The sequence below is a fragment of the Salinilacustrithrix flava genome, from assembly GCF_041228405.1.
GTDB classification, from domain to species: Bacteria; Actinomycetota; Acidimicrobiia; order Acidimicrobiales; family Salinilacustritrichaceae; genus Salinilacustrithrix; species Salinilacustrithrix flava.
Genome location: NZ_CP133888.1, coordinates 1,011,571 through 1,026,490 on the forward strand (window position 1 = coordinate 1,011,571; position 14,920 = coordinate 1,026,490).

General features: G+C 72.8%; 16 protein-coding genes. 9 read left to right on the forward strand and 7 right to left on the reverse strand.

Annotated features, from left to right (window positions below; translation table 11 throughout):
* The first annotated feature begins 6 nt into the window (after positions 1 to 6).
* Positions 7 to 1,338: a GNAT family N-acetyltransferase gene (locus RGQ06_RS05005; RefSeq protein ID WP_432427662.1), complete on the forward strand. Its 1,332-nt coding sequence runs from the start codon at positions 7 to 9 to the stop codon at positions 1,336 to 1,338.
* A gap of 4 nt (positions 1,339 to 1,342) precedes the next feature.
* Here RGQ06_RS05005 and RGQ06_RS05010 read toward each other — a convergent pair whose 3' ends face one another.
* From RGQ06_RS05010 to RGQ06_RS05020, 3 genes are read right to left on the reverse strand one after another with little or no spacing between them, the layout of a single operon-like run.
* Complete coding sequence (locus tag RGQ06_RS05010) at positions 1,343 to 2,872, reverse strand: S10 family peptidase (protein WP_432427661.1); 1,530 nt, start codon at positions 2,870 to 2,872, stop codon at positions 1,343 to 1,345.
* 54 nt (positions 2,873 to 2,926) lie between these two features.
* Positions 2,927 to 3,439: a VOC family protein gene (locus RGQ06_RS05015; RefSeq protein ID WP_432427724.1), complete on the reverse strand. Its 513-nt coding sequence runs from the start codon at positions 3,437 to 3,439 to the stop codon at positions 2,927 to 2,929.
* A gap of 47 nt (positions 3,440 to 3,486) precedes the next feature.
* Positions 3,487 to 4,233 carry a pirin family protein gene (locus RGQ06_RS05020; protein WP_432427660.1) on the reverse strand — a complete coding sequence of 249 codons (747 nt, stop codon included), beginning with the start codon at positions 4,231 to 4,233 and terminating at the stop codon, positions 3,487 to 3,489.
* Positions 4,234 to 4,408: 175 nt separating this feature from the next.
* Between RGQ06_RS05020 and RGQ06_RS05025 the strand changes: the two genes are divergently transcribed.
* Positions 4,409 to 4,954 (forward strand): hypothetical protein, encoded by a 546-nt coding sequence (locus tag RGQ06_RS05025; RefSeq protein ID WP_432427659.1) that lies wholly within the window; start codon positions 4,409 to 4,411, stop codon positions 4,952 to 4,954.
* 5 nt (positions 4,955 to 4,959) lie between these two features.
* Here RGQ06_RS05025 and RGQ06_RS05030 read toward each other — a convergent pair whose 3' ends face one another.
* Positions 4,960 to 5,622 (reverse strand): response regulator, encoded by a 663-nt coding sequence (locus tag RGQ06_RS05030; protein ID WP_432427658.1) that lies wholly within the window; start codon positions 5,620 to 5,622, stop codon positions 4,960 to 4,962.
* 110 nt (positions 5,623 to 5,732) lie between these two features.
* Between RGQ06_RS05030 and RGQ06_RS05035 the strand changes: the two genes are divergently transcribed.
* A complete protein-coding gene (locus RGQ06_RS05035; protein WP_432427657.1) occupies positions 5,733 to 6,119 on the forward strand; it encodes a pyridoxamine 5'-phosphate oxidase family protein in 387 nt (128 codons plus the stop codon).
* Between the two features lie 6 nt (positions 6,120 to 6,125).
* Here the strand turns inward: RGQ06_RS05035 and RGQ06_RS05040 are convergent, their stop codons facing one another.
* Positions 6,126 to 7,265 carry a GAF domain-containing protein gene (locus RGQ06_RS05040; protein WP_432427656.1) on the reverse strand — a complete coding sequence of 380 codons (1,140 nt, stop codon included), beginning with the start codon at positions 7,263 to 7,265 and terminating at the stop codon, positions 6,126 to 6,128.
* A gap of 183 nt (positions 7,266 to 7,448) precedes the next feature.
* Here RGQ06_RS05040 and RGQ06_RS05045 point away from each other — a divergent pair, with 183 nt between their 5' ends.
* The 3 genes from RGQ06_RS05045 (at position 7,449) to RGQ06_RS05055 (ending at position 9,879) form a co-directional block, all read left to right on the forward strand.
* Positions 7,449 to 8,873, forward strand: a complete 1,425-nt coding sequence (locus tag RGQ06_RS05045; RefSeq protein ID WP_432427655.1) for a multicopper oxidase domain-containing protein — start codon at positions 7,449 to 7,451, stop codon at positions 8,871 to 8,873.
* An 82-nt stretch (positions 8,874 to 8,955) separates the two neighbouring features.
* On the forward strand, positions 8,956 to 9,588 hold the full coding sequence (locus RGQ06_RS05050; protein ID WP_432427654.1) for a hypothetical protein: 633 nt from the start codon (positions 8,956 to 8,958) through the stop codon (positions 9,586 to 9,588).
* Between the two features lie 75 nt (positions 9,589 to 9,663).
* Positions 9,664 to 9,879: a hypothetical protein gene (locus RGQ06_RS05055; RefSeq protein ID WP_432427653.1), complete on the forward strand. Its 216-nt coding sequence runs from the start codon at positions 9,664 to 9,666 to the stop codon at positions 9,877 to 9,879.
* Here RGQ06_RS05055 and aroQ read toward each other — a convergent pair.
* Positions 9,876 to 10,331 (reverse strand): type II 3-dehydroquinate dehydratase, encoded by a 456-nt coding sequence (gene aroQ / locus RGQ06_RS05060; RefSeq protein WP_432427652.1) that lies wholly within the window; start codon positions 10,329 to 10,331, stop codon positions 9,876 to 9,878. The two genes, RGQ06_RS05055 and aroQ, sit on opposite strands and share 4 nt — an antisense overlap.
* Positions 10,332 to 10,384: 53 nt before the next feature.
* On the opposite strand from aroQ, the gene RGQ06_RS05065 reads away from it, so the two are divergent.
* On the forward strand, positions 10,385 to 10,921 hold the full coding sequence (locus RGQ06_RS05065; RefSeq protein WP_432427651.1) for a shikimate kinase: 537 nt from the start codon (positions 10,385 to 10,387) through the stop codon (positions 10,919 to 10,921).
* Between the two features lie 4 nt (positions 10,922 to 10,925).
* Here the strand turns inward: RGQ06_RS05065 and RGQ06_RS05070 are convergent, their stop codons facing one another.
* The gene (locus tag RGQ06_RS05070) at positions 10,926 to 11,276 is read right to left on the reverse strand and encodes a cupredoxin domain-containing protein (RefSeq protein WP_432427650.1); all 351 of its coding nucleotides are present in this window, start codon (positions 11,274 to 11,276) and stop codon (positions 10,926 to 10,928) included.
* Between the two features lie 150 nt (positions 11,277 to 11,426).
* Between RGQ06_RS05070 and RGQ06_RS05075 the strand changes: the two genes are divergently transcribed.
* Both RGQ06_RS05075 and RGQ06_RS05080 read left to right on the forward strand, forming a co-directional pair.
* Entirely contained in the window at positions 11,427 to 12,716 is a 1,290-nt protein-coding gene (locus RGQ06_RS05075; RefSeq protein WP_432427649.1) for a copper amine oxidase, read from the forward strand.
* Between the two features lie 106 nt (positions 12,717 to 12,822).
* Complete coding sequence (locus RGQ06_RS05080) at positions 12,823 to 14,883, forward strand: prolyl oligopeptidase family serine peptidase (protein ID WP_432427648.1); 2,061 nt, start codon at positions 12,823 to 12,825, stop codon at positions 14,881 to 14,883.
* Positions 14,884 to 14,920 lie beyond the last annotated feature (37 nt).

Sequence of the window (14,920 nt, forward strand, 5' to 3'; positions counted from 1 at the left end):
CCGACCGTGGCGGTCGACCTCACCGGCCGCACCGTGGCCGTGACCGCGGAGCGCCGCGCCGAGGAGCAGGCGGACCTGTTCCGCAAGCGCGGCGCCGAGGTGGTCGTGGCCACCACGGTCCACACCGTCGATCTCACCGGCGACGCCGCGCTTCGGGCCACCACCGAGGCCGTCATCGCCGACCCGCCCGACTGGGTGGTGGCCACCACCGGGTTCGGCATGCGCCTCTGGTTCGAGGCGGCCGACGCCTGGGATCTCGGTGACGCGCTGATCCGCGCCCTCGGCACCAGCCTGGTCGTGGCCCGGGGTCCGAAGGCGCAGTCCGCCTGCCGCCAGCGGGGCCTCGAGGTCCGGTGGCGGGCGCCGGGCGAGTCCATGCCAGAGGTCGTGGCGTGGCTGGAAGCGCAGGACGGCATCGCCGGCGCGTCCGTCGTCGTCCAGCTCTTCGACCCGGAGGACCACCCCTCCACCGCCGAGCTGGTGGCCATGGCCGACCAGGTCACCGAGGTGCCCGTGTACCGCTGGCGCCGGCCTGACGACGAGGCCCCCGTCCGCGACCTGGCCCACCGCATCGCCCGCCGCGGCGTGGATGCCGTCACCTTCACCAGCCAGCCCGCCGTGCGGTTCCTGCTCGAGGTCGCCGCTGAGGAGGGCGTCCTCGACGAGCTCGTCGCCGCCTGCAACGACGGCATCGTGCTCCCGGTGTGCGTCGGGCCCGTGTGCGCCGAGCCGATCGCCGCCGCCGGGATCCGCACTGCCGTCTGGCCCGACCCCTACCGCCTGGTGCCGATGGTGAAGCTGGCCACGGAGCGGCTGGCGTCCCTGGGCGACGATTCGTCGGCGATTCGTCGCGACGAATCGCCGACGAATCGGTCCCCGGTGCGCTTCGAGGAGGTCCATCCGCACGCGCCCGATGCCCAGGCGGCGATGGCGGCATATGTCGACGAGCTCGACCGGCGCTTCCCCACCGGGTTCGATGCCGGCGACGCCCGAACCGGCGACGCCGACGCCCTCGCTGCTCCGGCCGGCGCCTTCCTGATCGCCCGCCAGGACGACCGGGTCGTGGCCTGCGGCGGCGTCCAGACGATCGGCGACGGCGTCGGCGAGATCAAGCGCATGTGGGTGGCCGGCGACGTGCGCGGCCAGGGCCTGGGACGACGGCTGCTGACCGAGCTCGAGGCCCGCAGCGCCGCCCTCGGGCACCGGCTCGTGCGCCTCGACACCAACGGGGAGCTCACCGAGGCGATCGCCCTGTACGAGGGGTCCGGGTACGCCGAGGTCGAGCGCTACAACGACAACCCGTACGCGCAGCGGTTCTTCGAGAAGCCGCTGCCCTGACCGGTCAGCCGAGGGCGCCGGCGTAGAACTCGGCGATGGCGTCGCGGAACGCGGTGCGGCTGTCCTCCCAGGCGTAGAACATGTGCCCGCCGGCGAAGTGCGCCACGGTGAGCGATGCGGCCGTCGCCTCGTCGAGCCGCAGCAGGTTCCGGATGCGCTCGGACGCGAAGTACGGCGTGACCATGTCGTAGAGGCCGTGGGTGAGGAACACCTTCATGTGCGGGTTGAGCGCCATGCCGTAGCGCAGGTCGTCGGTGGCACCGACCTGGCTCTCGAGGGCGTGCTGGTCGAAGTCGATCTTCCAGTCCTTGTTCACCGCCATCGAGAGCAGGTGGTACTCGCGGTCGGTGCGCACGCCGAGCTCGGTGCGGAGCCGGGCGTTGATGCCGGCGTTGAACACCCGCTCGATGCCGCTCAGCGTCGGGTCGGGCCAGGCCATGCCGTCCCGGTCGGGGAAGGGGTCCCGCCCGGTGGCGGTGGCGTCGTAGAGGCCGATGACCGTGCCCTCGTCGCGCAGCAGCTCCCGCGCGAACCGGGTGATCGAGATCCGGCACTCGTGCTGGTCGACGACCTCCTCGGGCAGGCCGAGCAGGTCGGCCATCCGGGTCACGACCTCGGCCCGCTCGGCCGGGGGCATCGAGGCACCCCGGATGAGGGCGGTGGCGTAGGGGCCGGTGGCGAAGTCCTCCGCGGCCTGGCGGACCGCACCCGGCGTGGCGTCGGACGGGAAGGCCCGGCTGCGGCCGTGGTGGTGGGCGGCCAGCGCCATGGTGGGCACCAGGTCGACCCACGGGAGGACGTCGTAGTCGGAGGGGTCGAGCAGCGCGAACTCCAGGGCCGGGGAGATGAGGATCGTCCCGTTCAACCCGATGCCCCGCTCGTTGGCGAGGCGGGCGAGCTTGGCGGCCCGGAACCCGCCGTAGGACTCGCCGGCCACGAACACCGGCGACGCCCACCGGTCGTGGCCCGACAGCCATCGGGCCATCAGCTCGGTGAGGGAGTCCAGGTCCTTGTTCACGCCGAAGAACGCCTTCGGGTCGCGGCCGTCCTCGGCGTCCTTGCCCTTGCCCTTGCCGCCGTCGACGTCCTTCCCGCCGCCCTTCGCCGCGTCGTCCTTGACGATGCGGCTCCAGCCGGTGCCGACGGGGTCGACGAAGACGAGGTCGGTGAAGGCCAGCCACGACTCGTCGTTGTCGACGAGCGCGGTCGGCGGCGCGAGCGGCATGCCGCGCTCGTCGAAGCCGACGCGTCGCGGGCCGAGGGCACCGACGTGCAGGTAGGCCGACGACGCGCCGGGACCGCCGTTGAACACGAAGGTGACCGGGCGGGCTGGCCCGGCGTCGTCGACGAGGTAGGAGACCGAGAAGATGTCGGCGATCGGCTCGTCGTCGTCATCGCGGAGGGCCATCCACGTGGCCTCGGCCGTGTAGGGCAGGCTGCCCCCGTCGGGGGTCGTCCACGCCGCAGCGGTGGTGGCGCCCTTCGGCAGCTTCGGCGTGGTGGCGTCGTCGTCGGTCGGCTTCTCGTCGGACATGGCGGGCACGCTAACGAGGCGGGCACGCACCCCGACTCGACGTCGGGCGGAGGCTCAGCCGATGACCTCGCCGTACATCTCGCCGAGCGGGTCCGAGATGAGCTCGAGGCGCTCGCCATCGGGACCGCGGAAGTACAACGAGGAGCCGCTCTCGTGCTGGTACTCGATGCCGGCATCGTCGAGCTTGCCCTTGAGGCGCTCCCACCGGAGGGGGTCGACGGAGATGGCGAGGTGGTGGAGGCCGCCGAGCACCTCGGCGTACGGCCCGAGGTCGAGCCCGGGGAAGTCGAAGAAGGCGAGGGTGTTGCCGGAGCCGATGTCGAAGAAGAAGTGGGTGGAACCGCGGTAGTCGCGGTTCTCGAACAGCTCGACGAGCGGGAACTCGAGCAGGCCCGAGTAGAACTCGATGGTCCGCTCGAGGTCGCCGGAGATCAGCGCGACGTGGTGCACGCCCCGGGCGGAGGACATGCGCCGGCCCGGGCCTGCCTCCAGGTGCCGCTCGCGCAGCCGCTGCCACTCGGCCGTCCGGTCGACGGCGTCGCCGTGGTCGGTCTCGGCGGCGCGCATGGCGTCCGGGGAGGCGGTGCCGGCGCTGCCGGCTTCGGGCACGTCGGTCATCGCCGGACCTCCAGGTCGGACTCCCACACGATGACCTCGGACCGCTCGGTCGCGGTGACCACCGGGTGCCCGGCGTCGCGCAAGCGAGCGGCATCACCCGCTGCGAGGGCCAGCGGCTCGCCGGGGGCGCCGTCGGTCTGGCTCAGCTCCACTGCCCCGCGCGCCACGAACAGGTGCACGAACGGTGAGGCGGGCAGGTCCACCGAGCGCCCCGCCTCCAGGCGGGCGACCCACATGGCGGCGTGCTGCTGGTGGATCGAGATGGCGCTCTCGTGGCCCCGTCCGGAGGCGACCGGCACCAGGCCGCCGGCGTCGAGCTCGGCGTTGAGGTCCAGCTGCTCGTAGCCCGGCGTGATCCCGCGCTCGTGCGGCGGCACCCACATCTGCACGAAGTGCACGTCGGCCGTGGAGGAGTGGTTCATCTCGGAGTGCATGATGCCGCTCCCGGCGCTCATGCGCTGGGCGAGGCCCGGGTAGATCACACCCTCGTTGCCCTCGGAGTCGCGGTGCTCCAGCTCCCCGTCGAGCACCCAGGTCACGATCTCCATGTCGCGGTGGGGGTGGGTGGAGAACCCGCTGCCGGCCGCGACCCGGTCGTCGTTGGACACGATGAGCAGGCCGTGGCCGACCTCGGCGGGGTCGTAGTGCCCGCCGAAGCTGAAGCTGTGGCGGGAGTCGAGCCAGGAGATCCGGGTGTGGAACCGCTCGTCGGCTCGGCGCAGGTCGGTGGTCGGGGCGTTCATGGCGCACCTCTCGGTCGGTCGGTGTTCACCTCGCTCCAACAGTAGTTGCATGTACAACATTCCCGCTGCCCGGGTGACCAGGGACCTTGGACCCTGTTGCCCGGCCCGCGGCGCCGCCGACGATGTCGGCGAACAGACGCACCGACGCGACCAGGGGGGACCTCCGATGCGGATCATGCTGACCGACCGCTCCGACACCAGCACCACGGTGGCCGAGGGCCTCCGCACGGACGGCCACGAGATCGTGGACCTGTGCCTCCCCGACCCGGCGTCGCCCCTGACCTGCCGTGGCCTGGTCGAGCACCGGTGCCCGCTCGACGAGGGCGCCGATCTCGCCATCACCGCGCTCCAGCACCCCCAGGACGCCCCCTCGGCCGGCACGGTCTGCGCCCGACGGGCCGGCGTGCCGGTGGTGTCCCTCGGCCGCCACGACGTCACCCACCCCGATCTCGGTTCGGCCCTGGCCCGCGTCGCCGAGCTGGGCGACGACCACGTCACCGCCACGGTCCAGGTCGCCCTGCAGCAGGTGCTCGCCGAGATGGGCATCGACGACGGCGACGTCGTCCTGCACCGCGACGCCGTGTGCGAGCAGATCGTGGCGACGGTGCGGGGTCCGCTCGACGACCCGACCCGCTCCCGCATCGCCGTGCGCCTCCTCGACGCCGCCACGGCCTCGGGCCGCCACGGGCGGCGACGCGACGTCGCCGTGCGCTCCGCCTGACGGGATCAGTCCCGGTGGAGCTCGCCGCGCTCGTCGAGGCGGGCCGCCCACACGGCGGCCTCCGTGCGCTGGCTCATGCCGAGCTTGGCCAGCACGTTGGAGACGTAGTTCTTCACGGTCTTCTCGGCCAGGAACATGTCGGCCCCGATCTCGCGGTTGGTGCGCCCCTCGGCGAGCAGCTCCACGATGCGGTGCTCCTGGGGCGTGAGCCGCTCGAGGCGCTCGTCGCGCTGCTCCCGGTTGCGCACGGCGCGCAGCACCCGTTCGGTGACGGCCGGATCGAGCAGCGACTGCCCTGCGGCCACCCGCCGCACGGCGTCGAGGAGATCGAGGCCCTTCACCTGCTTGAGCAGGTACCCGGAGGCACCGGCGAGGATGGCGTTGAGCAGCGCGTCCTCGTCGTCGAAGGAGGTGAGCATCAGGCACTGGATCGAGCTGTCGCGCTCGCGCACCGCTCGGGCGATGTCGATGCCGGTGCCGTCGGGCAGGCGCACGTCGAGGACGGCGACGTCCACGTTGCTGCCCGGGATGCGGCCGATGGCGTCCTCGACGGTGCCGGCCTCACCGGCGATCTCGATGTCGTCGACCGCGTCGAGCAGGTCCATCAGGCCGCGCCGGACGACCTCGTGGTCGTCGACGACGAAGACCCGGATCGGGGTGGTGCTCATGGCGACCATCCTCGCACTTCTGGCTGTCCCGCTGGTGCCCGGGGCTTGCGCCGCACCCTCGGGACCTATGACCCTGGGCACGGCACGCGCCGCTCGCCACGATCGTCGCCGTGACAGAGGTGTGGACCGGGTTCCAGACGATGACGGCGGACGAGTGCCGCCGTCTCCTCACCGCGGCCGACATCGGCCGGGTCGCCATCAGCGCGGGCGCGCTGCCCTACGTGCTCCCCGTGCAGTACACGCTGCAAGACGACCACCTGCTGCTCCGCACGCCCGGTCACCACGAGGTCGGCGACGGCATCGACGGGCAGGTGGTCGGCTTCGAGGCCGACACCATCGACCTCGACCACGGCGTCGGCTGGTGCGTGTCGGTGACCGGGACCGTCCGCGTCGTGGCCGACGCAGTGGCAGTCGAGCCCGTGCACCGCTGGTTCTCCGACGGGGTCCTGCTCGCGCTCTCCACCGACGTCATCGTCGGTCACCGCGTCGCCGTTTGAGCGCGGCTAGACGGGTGGTTCCACGGGCGCGCACCAGGTGAGCACGGTGCCCCCCTCGGGCCCGTCCTCGATGGTGCAGGTGCCGCCCAGGCGCTCGGCGCGGGTCTGCATGTTGCGCAGCCCCCGTCCGCCCGAGCGCGTCGCGGCGCCGCCGATGCCGTCGTCGCGGACCGTGAGCTCGACCTGCTCGGTGGTGGCCAGCACCCGCACGTCGACCGTGCCGGCCTTCGCGTGCCGTGCTGCGTTGGCGAGGGCCTCGCGGAGGGTGGCGAGCAGGTCGGTCTGGGCGTGCTCGGGCACGAGCGTGTCGACCGGTCCGTCGAAGGCCACCCGAGGCCCGAAGCCGAGCGGCCCGGCCGCCTCCTGGGTGAGCGAGAGGATCCGGTCGCGCATGCCCGACTCGCCGCGCCGGGACGCATCGAGGCCGAAGATCACCGAGCGGATGTGCTTCACCGTGAGGTCGAGGTCGTCGACGGCGGCCTCGATGCGACGGGCCGCCTCGGCCGGGTCGGCGGTGCACAAGACCTGGGCGCCCTGCAGGGCCAGGCCGGTGGCGAAGAGCCGCTGGATCACCGTGTCGTGGAGGTCGCGGCCGATCCGGGCCCGGTCGTCCGCGAGCGCGAGCCGCCCGACCCGATCGTGCAGGCGGGCGTTGTCGATGGCGACCCCGGCGGCGGCGGCGAGGCCCACCACCAGCTCCTCGTCGGCCTCGGTGAAGGAGCCGCCCCCGCGCTTCTCGGTGAGGTAGAGGTCGCCGAAGGTGCGGTCCCGGATGCGGATCGGCACGCCGAGGAACGAGCCCATCGGCGGGTGGTTGGGCGGAAAGCCGTAGGCCGCCGGGTGATCACTGAGCTCGTCGAGGCGGACCGGCTCGTCCCCGTCGATGATCAGGCCGAGGATGCCGTGGCCCTTGGGGAGCGGGCCGATCTGGGCTCGACGCTCCTCGCCGATGCCGATCGTGATGAAGTCCTCGAGCTCGGTGCCCGTGGCATCGAGCACACCCAGGGCCCCGAACTCGGCATCGGCCAGCTCGGTGGCGGCCTCCACGACCCGGCTCAGGATGTCCGGGAGATCCAGACCGGCACCCACGTCCACCACCGCGTCGAGCAGGCGGCGCATCTCCTCGAGCGTGACGGTGCTCTCCACGCCCGGGAAACCTACCCAGCGGCCGCGGTGGAGGTCCGAACAGCGGATCTCGGGACCAATGTCATCTCGCTGCATGACCGGTGACCCCGGTGGCACCCTGGGATCCCGGCCATCATGCGACGACCCGCATCCCGCTCAACACGCGCGGCCCCCCCCACAAGGAGCAGCTCCCCACCAATGACGGTGACCACCCCACCCGACGCGACCGCCCCCGAGGCCACCCCGGACCGCGGCCGCGGCACCGACATCGGCCTCCTCCTGGTCGTGATCCTCGCCTTCACCGCCCTCGTCTTCAGCTTCGTCGCCTTCGCCTCCGGTGACGACGACGCCGAGACCGCTGCCGGCGGTGGCGACGCAGGCGGGGCCCCCACCTCGGCCCTCGCCACCCTCACCGAGTTCGCGATCAACCCCGAGTCGCTCGTGGTGAGCGGCTCCGGCGTGCTCGACGTGCGCAACGACGGCTCCCAGGTCCACAACCTGGTCGTGGTCGACCACGACGTGCGGACCGCCGACCTGAACAACGGCGAGTCCGAGTCCCTCGACGTCTCCTCGCTGGCCGAGGGCGAGTACGAGCTCATCTGCGACATCGCCGGCCACGCCGACGCCGGCATGCGCGGGACGCTCGTCGTGGGTGACACCCCGGCCGCCGGGGAGGCCGCCGGTGGCGGCCACGGCGGCGACCACACGGAGATGACCGAGGAGGAAGCCGACGCCCTCGACCAGGCGATGATGGACACGATGAACGCGTTCCCGGCCGAGACCGAGGGCGTGGGCAACGAGCCCCTGGAGCCGGTCGAGATCATGGCCGACGGCACGAAGCGCTTCGAGCTGACGGCCGAGATCGTCGAGTGGGAGGTCGAGCCCGGCAAGATGGTCGAGGCCTGGACCTACAACGGCATGGTCCCTGGCCCCTACATCAAGGTGGATCTCGGCGACAAGCTCCGGTTCGACGTCACCAACGACCTGCCGATGGGCACCGACGTGCACTGGCACGGCATCCGGACGCCCAACTCGATGGACGGTGTGGCCCCCTACACCCAGGACCTCATCAAGCGCGGTGAGACCTTCACCTACGAGTTCGAGGCCGTGAAGAAGGCCGTCGGCATCTACCACGCCCACGTCCACGGGCAAATGGCGGTGCCGAACGGCATGCTCGGCATCATCCAGATCGGCGACGTGGACCTGCCCCGGGGCCGCACCATCAGCGGCGTGGAGATCCCGGCCGACCTCGAGATCAGCCAGGAGATCCCGATGGTCCTGAACGACGCCGGCACCATCGGCCTCTCGCTCAACGGCAAGAGCTTCCCGGCCACCGCCCCGATCGTCGCCGAGCAGGGCGAGTGGATCCTCGTGCACTACGCCAACGAGGGCCTGCAGGTGCACCCCATGCACCAGCACCAGTTCCCGCAGCTCGTGGTGGCCAAGGACGGCATCCCGCTGGACAACCCGTACTTCGCCGACACGGTCAACGTCGCACCGGGCGAGCGGTACTCGGTGCTCATCAACCCCGACGACCCCGGCACCTGGGTCTGGCACTGCCACATCCTCACCCACGTCGAGCGGGAAGAGGGCATGTTCGGCATGGTCACGGCGATGGTCGTGAACTGATCGTCCCGCTCCTGTGGGGGCGCGGAGGCGCAGGCACCGAAGGGGGCCTGCGCCTCCGGCGCGTCCGGGGTTGAATGGCCCCGTGCCCTCTCCCGAGGCCGTCGCCGCCGCACTGGCCCGAGCCCACGCCGAGCCCGCCACCGGCCTGCCCGACGGGCACCGCCTGGTCGACTACGCCGAGTCGAGCCGGACCGGTGACTGGAGCCTGCGCAGCGCGCTGGTGCGCTTCGCCCAGCCCGAGCCCACCCGCGCCGGCGCGGTGCTGGAGCTGATCCGGCGCACCGACGGCGCCCTCAAGCCCCACCGCCGCCGGTTGGAGGCCGCAGCCGCGCCGACCCACCCGGGCCTCGCGCCCGACCTGTTCGAGGACGACGGTGGGCAGCTGGCCGTCCGCGACGACGCCGAGCGCGTCCTCGACGCGCCGGCGGCCGACCTGGCACGGGCCGTCCTCCGGCTGCCCGACGGCGACTCGGTGGTGGCCGCCTACGCCGACACAGCCGGCGAGGACCCGACGTTCGACGCCGTCCCGCTCCTGGTCGTGGCCCTCGAGCTCGACGCCGTCGCGGACGAGCTGGTCGCCTGGGCGCGCGTGCACGACGGACCACCACCGGTCGACGTCGTCGACGAGCGCGCCGCGGCGGCGTTCAGCCGCCTCGCCGCGCTGGGCGTGCCCCGGGAGACCGGCGGGCGCCCACCGGCCCGCGGTCGGTCCTGACCGGGGTTCTGCCGCGGGTCGTGCAGGGGTACCGATCGCCGCACCCCAGCGTCCCCACACCCCGGAGGCCACCCCATGTCGACCACCTCGGAAGCCGACCGCACCACCATCGCACGCATCGCCGCCGCCCGCGCCCAGGCCCTGCGCGACCACGCCGCCTCGATCACGAGCGACGCCCTCGCCCCGCTGCAGGCCGCCCTGCACATCCGGGCCGGTGAGCTCGAGATGGCCGCCGCCGCCCTGGGCGACCTCGACCCCGGATCCCGCCGCCACCTCCAGGCGATCGCCTAGGAGGCTGGCTCCTGCTGCTCGAGGTGCCGGAGGAGGCCGTCGAGCGCGACCAGGTAGCTGTCGGCGCCGAAGCCGGCGACGACTCCGAGGCACACCGCCGCGAGCACGGAGCGGTGGCGGAACTCCTCCCGGGCGTGCACGTTCGACAGGTGGGTCTCCACGACGGCCAGACCCGTGCCGCTGATGGCGTCGCGCAAGGCGATGCTGTAGTGGGTGAACGCACCGGGGTTGAACACCACCCCGTCGGCCCACGTGCGGGCCTCGTGCAGCGCATCGACGAGCTCGCCCTCGATGTTGGACTGCACCGCCCGCAGCTCCACGTCCCGACCCTCGACGTGCCGGCGCAGGTTCGCGAGCACGTCGTCCAGGGTGTCGGCGCCGTAGACCTCGGGCTCCCTGGTGCCGAGCAGGTTCAGGTTCGGCCCGTTCAGCACGAGGACGCGGCGGGTCATGCCGGCGAGCCTACGAGGGCGGCCTCCGGAGGGCCGGTACCATCCCACGCCCTGTGCCCGTCGAACCGCCAGCTCCCTCCGACGAGGCCAACATCGTCCTCACCGGGTTCATGGGCACCGGCAAGTCCACCGTCGGGCGCCTGGTCGCCGAGCGCCTCGGCCGTCGATTCGTCGACACCGACGCCCTGATCGAATCCCGCCACGGGTCCATCCCCCGCCTCTTCGCCGACCACGGCGAGGCCCACTTCCGCCAGCTCGAGCGCGAGGTGGCGGACGAGCTCGCCGCGACGTCGGGAGCGGTCGTCGCGACCGGTGGGCGCACCATGCTCGACCCGGCCAACCAGGCAACCCTCGGGGCCACCGGGATCGTCGTGTGCCTGGCCGCATCGCCGGAGGCGCTCATCACCCGCCTGCGCGACGAGGCCGGGCAGCGGCCGCTGCTCCAGGGCGACGACCCCGCCGGGCGGATCGCCGCGCTCCTCGCCGAGCGGGAGGCCGGCTACGCCCGGTTCCCCCAGGTGTCGACCGACGGCCGCACGCCCGAGGAGGTCGCGGACGCGGTCATCGCCCTCGCGACCGGCGCGCCGTAAGGCGTCAGCCGACCGCGACCTCGGCCCGCATCGTCGGGTGGATCTCGCAGAAGTACTCGTACGTGCCGGCCTCGTCGAAGGTCTGCACGTAGGTCTCGTCCTGGCCCAGCTCGCCGGAGTCGAACGCGAGCGGGCTCCCCTCGGCCGATGTCACCGTGTGGGCGAAGGGATCCAGGTTCTCGAAGGTGACCTCCGAGCCCGGTGCCACCTCCACGGAGTCGGGGGCGTAGCGGGACTGCTCCATCGTGATCGTCGGACCCGGCTCGGCATCGGCGACCTCGGTGTCGTCGTCGCCGCAGGCGGCGAGCAGGACGGGTGCGAGCACCAGGAGCAGGATGGGGCGAGAGAGGGTCATGGTGGTTCTACGAGACCACGGCCGAGCACGGATCGTCATCCAGTTCGCCGACGGCGCCGTAGAAGACACGAGACCCGGGACGCCGGCGACGCCCCCACGTCGCCGCCCCGGCCTCGCTCCCCCCGATCGCAACCCCCGGAGAACCGAACCATGCGTCCCACGAGCAAGAAGCTCCTCGCCATCAGCCTCGCCGCCTCCATGGCGCTCGCCGCCTGCGGCGGCGACGACGACACCGACGTCGCCCAGTCGGGCGATCCCGCCCCGGTCGAGGAGACCACGACGACCACCGAGTCCTCCGACGAGATGGACATGGAGGAGGGCGAGACCGCCGGCACCGAGACCGGCGCCGCCACCCTGCGCGCCAACATGACGTCGCTGCTCCAGGAGCACGTGTACCTCGCCGGCATCGCCATCGAGACCGCCCTCGACGCCGGCGGCGACATGGAGGCCGCCCCCGTGCAGGCCGCCGTCGCCACCCTCGACGCCAACTCGGTCGCCCTCAGCGAAGCCATCGGCTCCGTCGCCGGCGACGAGAACGCCGAGGCCTTCCTCGGCCTCTGGCGTGAGCACATCGGCTTCTTCGTCGACTACACGCTCGGCAAGGCCACCGGCGACCAAGCCGCCGCCGATCAGGCCCTGACCGACCTGCAGGGCTACCAGCAGGCCGCCGGTGACTTCTTCGAGGAGATCACCGCCGGCGAGCTCCCCGCCGACGCCCTCGTCGAGAGCCTCGACGTCCACATCGAGACCCTGACCGCCGCCATCGACGCCCTCGTCGCCGGCGACGCTGAGGCCTTCGACCTGCTGCAGGCCGCGGCCGACCACATGCCGATGGCCGCCACGGCGATCGCCGGCGCGGTCGTCGCCGCAGTCCCGGACATGTTCGACGGCGAGGTCGACAGCGCCCCCGCCGAGACCCGCGCCGTGCTGACCGACCTGCTCCAGGAGCACGTCTACCTGGCCGGCATCGCCATCGAGCAGGCCGTCGAGGCCGGCGGCGACATGGAGGCCCCGGCCGTGCAGGCCGCGGTCGCCACGCTCGACGCCAACTCGGTCGAGCTCGCCGAGGTCGTCGGGTCTGTCTCCACCCCTGAGGACCAGGAGGCGTTCCTCGGCCTGTGGCGCGAGCACATCGGCTTCTTCGTCGACTACACGCTCGGCAAGGCCACCGGCGACGACGCCGCCGCCGAGCAGGCCCTGACCGACCTCGACGGCTACCAGCAGGCCGCCGGCGACTTCTTCGAGCGCATCACGGGCGGCGAGCTCCCCGCCGACGCCCTCGTCGCCAGCCTCGACGAGCACGTCGCCACCCTCACGACGGCGATCGACTCGCTGATCGCCGGCGAGACGTCGGTCTTCGACGACCTCCGCGCCGCGGGACAGCACATGCCCATGGCCGCCGCCGCCCTGTCGGCTGCCATCGTCGCCGCCACCTCCTGACGGCACCCTGAGCGGCGCTGCCGCTCCGAGCTCACCAACCGGCTCCGGCCCGTCCCGCACTGCGGGGCGGGCCGTCGTCGTGCCGGTCCGGCCGTAGGGTCGATCCGTGACCGACGAGCGCATCTGGCTGGAGGACATCGAGGGGACCGACGCGATGGCGTGGGTCGAAGAGCGGAACGCCGAGGCCGAGGCCGACCTGTTCGCCGACCCGGCCTTCGCGCCGCTGCGGGAGCGGATCCTCGAGGTGCTCGAGGCCGACGACCGCATCGCCTACCCCTCCCTGCACGGCGACCCGGCCGACGATCCGACCGTCCACAACTTCTGGACCGATGCCTCCCACCGCCGCGGGATCCTGCGGCGGACCACGTGGGCGGACTACCGGGGCGGCGACCCGACCTGGGAGACCGTCCTCGACGTCGACGCCCTCGGCGCCGAGGAGGGCGAGTCCTGGGTCTTCCACGGGGCCGACACGCGGCGCTCCGACCGCCGGCGCACGCTCGTGGACCTCTCCCCCGGCGGGTCGGACGCATCGGTCACCCGGGAGCTGGACCTGGTCGACAAGGCGTTCGTCCCCGAGGCCGACGGTGGGTTCGTGCGCCCGCTGGCCAAGGGCGGGCTGACCTGGGTCGATGACGACACCGTCTACGCCACCACCGACCACGGCCCGGGCAGCCTGACCCGGTCCGGGTACCCCCGCACCGTCCGTCGCTGGCGCCGGGGGACCCCGCTGACCGAGGCCGAGATCGTCTTCGAGGGCGACGAGGCCGACATCGTCGTCGGCGCCGCGGTCGGCACCATCCCCGGCGGCCGGCACCACCTGTTCCAGCGGATGCTCGACTTCTACACCTCGGAGACGTGGATCATCCCTGACGGCGCCGGGCCCGGGGCCGAGCCGGTCCGGATCGACGTGCCCATCGACATCGAGGTCTCGGTCCACGGCCCGTGGCTGACCTTGTCGTTGCGCAAGGACTGGACGCTCGACGGCACCACCCACCCCGGCGGCTCGCTCCTCCTCGTCGACGTCGACGGCTACCTCGCCGGCACCTCGACCCCGATGGCCGTGTTCACCCCGACCGCGCAGCGGGCGCTCGCCGGCCACACCTGGACCCGGTCGCGCCTGGTCCTGAACGTGCTGGACGACGTGCGCAACCGTCTCGAGGTCGTGCACCCCGACGCCGATGGCACCTGGGCGGCGCGGCCGATCACCGCCCTCCCGGACGTGTGGTCCCTGGAGGTCGCGGCGGTCGACGCCGACACCTGCGACGACGTCTGGCTCGTCGCCAACGACTTCCTCACGCCCGAGTCGCTCTACCGCGTCCACGTCGGCGACCGGGACGACCCGCCGGAGCTGCTGCGGCGGGCGCCGGCGCGCTTCGACGGCGCCGGGCTGGCCATCACCCAGCACTTCGCCACCAGCGCGGACGGCACCCGCATCCCCTACTTCGAGGTCGGTCCCGAGGGCGGGGCCGACGGCCCCCGACCGACGCTGCTCGGCGGGTACGGCGGCTTCGAGGTGCCCCGGCTCCCCGCCTACGCACCGGCGCTCGGGCGGGCCTGGCTCGAGGCCGGCGGCACCTACGTGCTGGCCAACATCCGAGGCGGTGGCGAGTACGGCCCGCGCTGGCACCAGGCCGGCCTGCGGGAGCAGCGCCCGCGCGTCTACGAGGACTTCGAGGCCGTCGCGCGCGACCTCATCGACCGGGGCGTCACCAGCGCGGACCGGCTCGGGTGCACGGGCGGCAGCAACGGCGGCCTGCTCGTCGGCAACATGTACGTGCGCTCCCCGGAGCTGTGGGGGGCCATCGTCTGCCAGGTCCCGCTGCTCGACATGGCCCGCTACCACCTGCTCCTCGCCGGCGCGTCGTGGATGGCGGAGTACGGCGACCCCGACGATCCCGACGACTGGGCCCACCTGGAGGGGTACTCGCCCTACCACCAGGTGGACCCCGACCGGGCCCACCCGCCGATCCTGCTGACGACCTCCACCCGGGACGACCGGGTCCACCCCGGACACGCCCGCAAGATGGCGGCCCTGCTCGGCGAGCTCGGCAAGGACGTCACCTACTGGGAGAACACCGAGGGTGGGCACGGCGGTGCGGCCGACGCCGCCCAGCAGGCGACCATGCAGGCGCTGCTCTACGTGTTCCTCCGGCGGCACCTGGTCTGACGTCACAGGGCGCATGAGCGCCCCGCGGGGGCGGGTA

Coding starts and splice junctions, on each gene's coding strand:
- RGQ06_RS05070 (WP_432427650.1), bottom strand. CDS start 11,276: ATGACCCTCTCTCGCCCCATCCTGCTCCTGGTGCTCGCACCCGTCCTG.
- RGQ06_RS05025 (WP_432427659.1), top strand. CDS start 4,409: ATGCTGACCGACCGCTCCGACACCAGCACCACGGTGGCCGAGGGCCTC.
- RGQ06_RS05075 (WP_432427649.1), top strand. CDS start 11,427: ATGCGTCCCACGAGCAAGAAGCTCCTCGCCATCAGCCTCGCCGCCTCC.
- RGQ06_RS05015 (WP_432427724.1), bottom strand. CDS start 3,439: ATGCGCGCCGCCGAGACCGACCACGGCGACGCCGTCGACCGGACGGCC.
- RGQ06_RS05020 (WP_432427660.1), bottom strand. CDS start 4,233: ATGAACGCCCCGACCACCGACCTGCGCCGAGCCGACGAGCGGTTCCAC.
- RGQ06_RS05055 (WP_432427653.1), top strand. CDS start 9,664: ATGTCGACCACCTCGGAAGCCGACCGCACCACCATCGCACGCATCGCC.
- RGQ06_RS05030 (WP_432427658.1), bottom strand. CDS start 5,622: ATGAGCACCACCCCGATCCGGGTCTTCGTCGTCGACGACCACGAGGTC.
- RGQ06_RS05010 (WP_432427661.1), bottom strand. CDS start 2,872: ATGTCCGACGAGAAGCCGACCGACGACGACGCCACCACGCCGAAGCTG.
- aroQ (WP_432427652.1), bottom strand. CDS start 10,331: ATGACCCGCCGCGTCCTCGTGCTGAACGGGCCGAACCTGAACCTGCTC.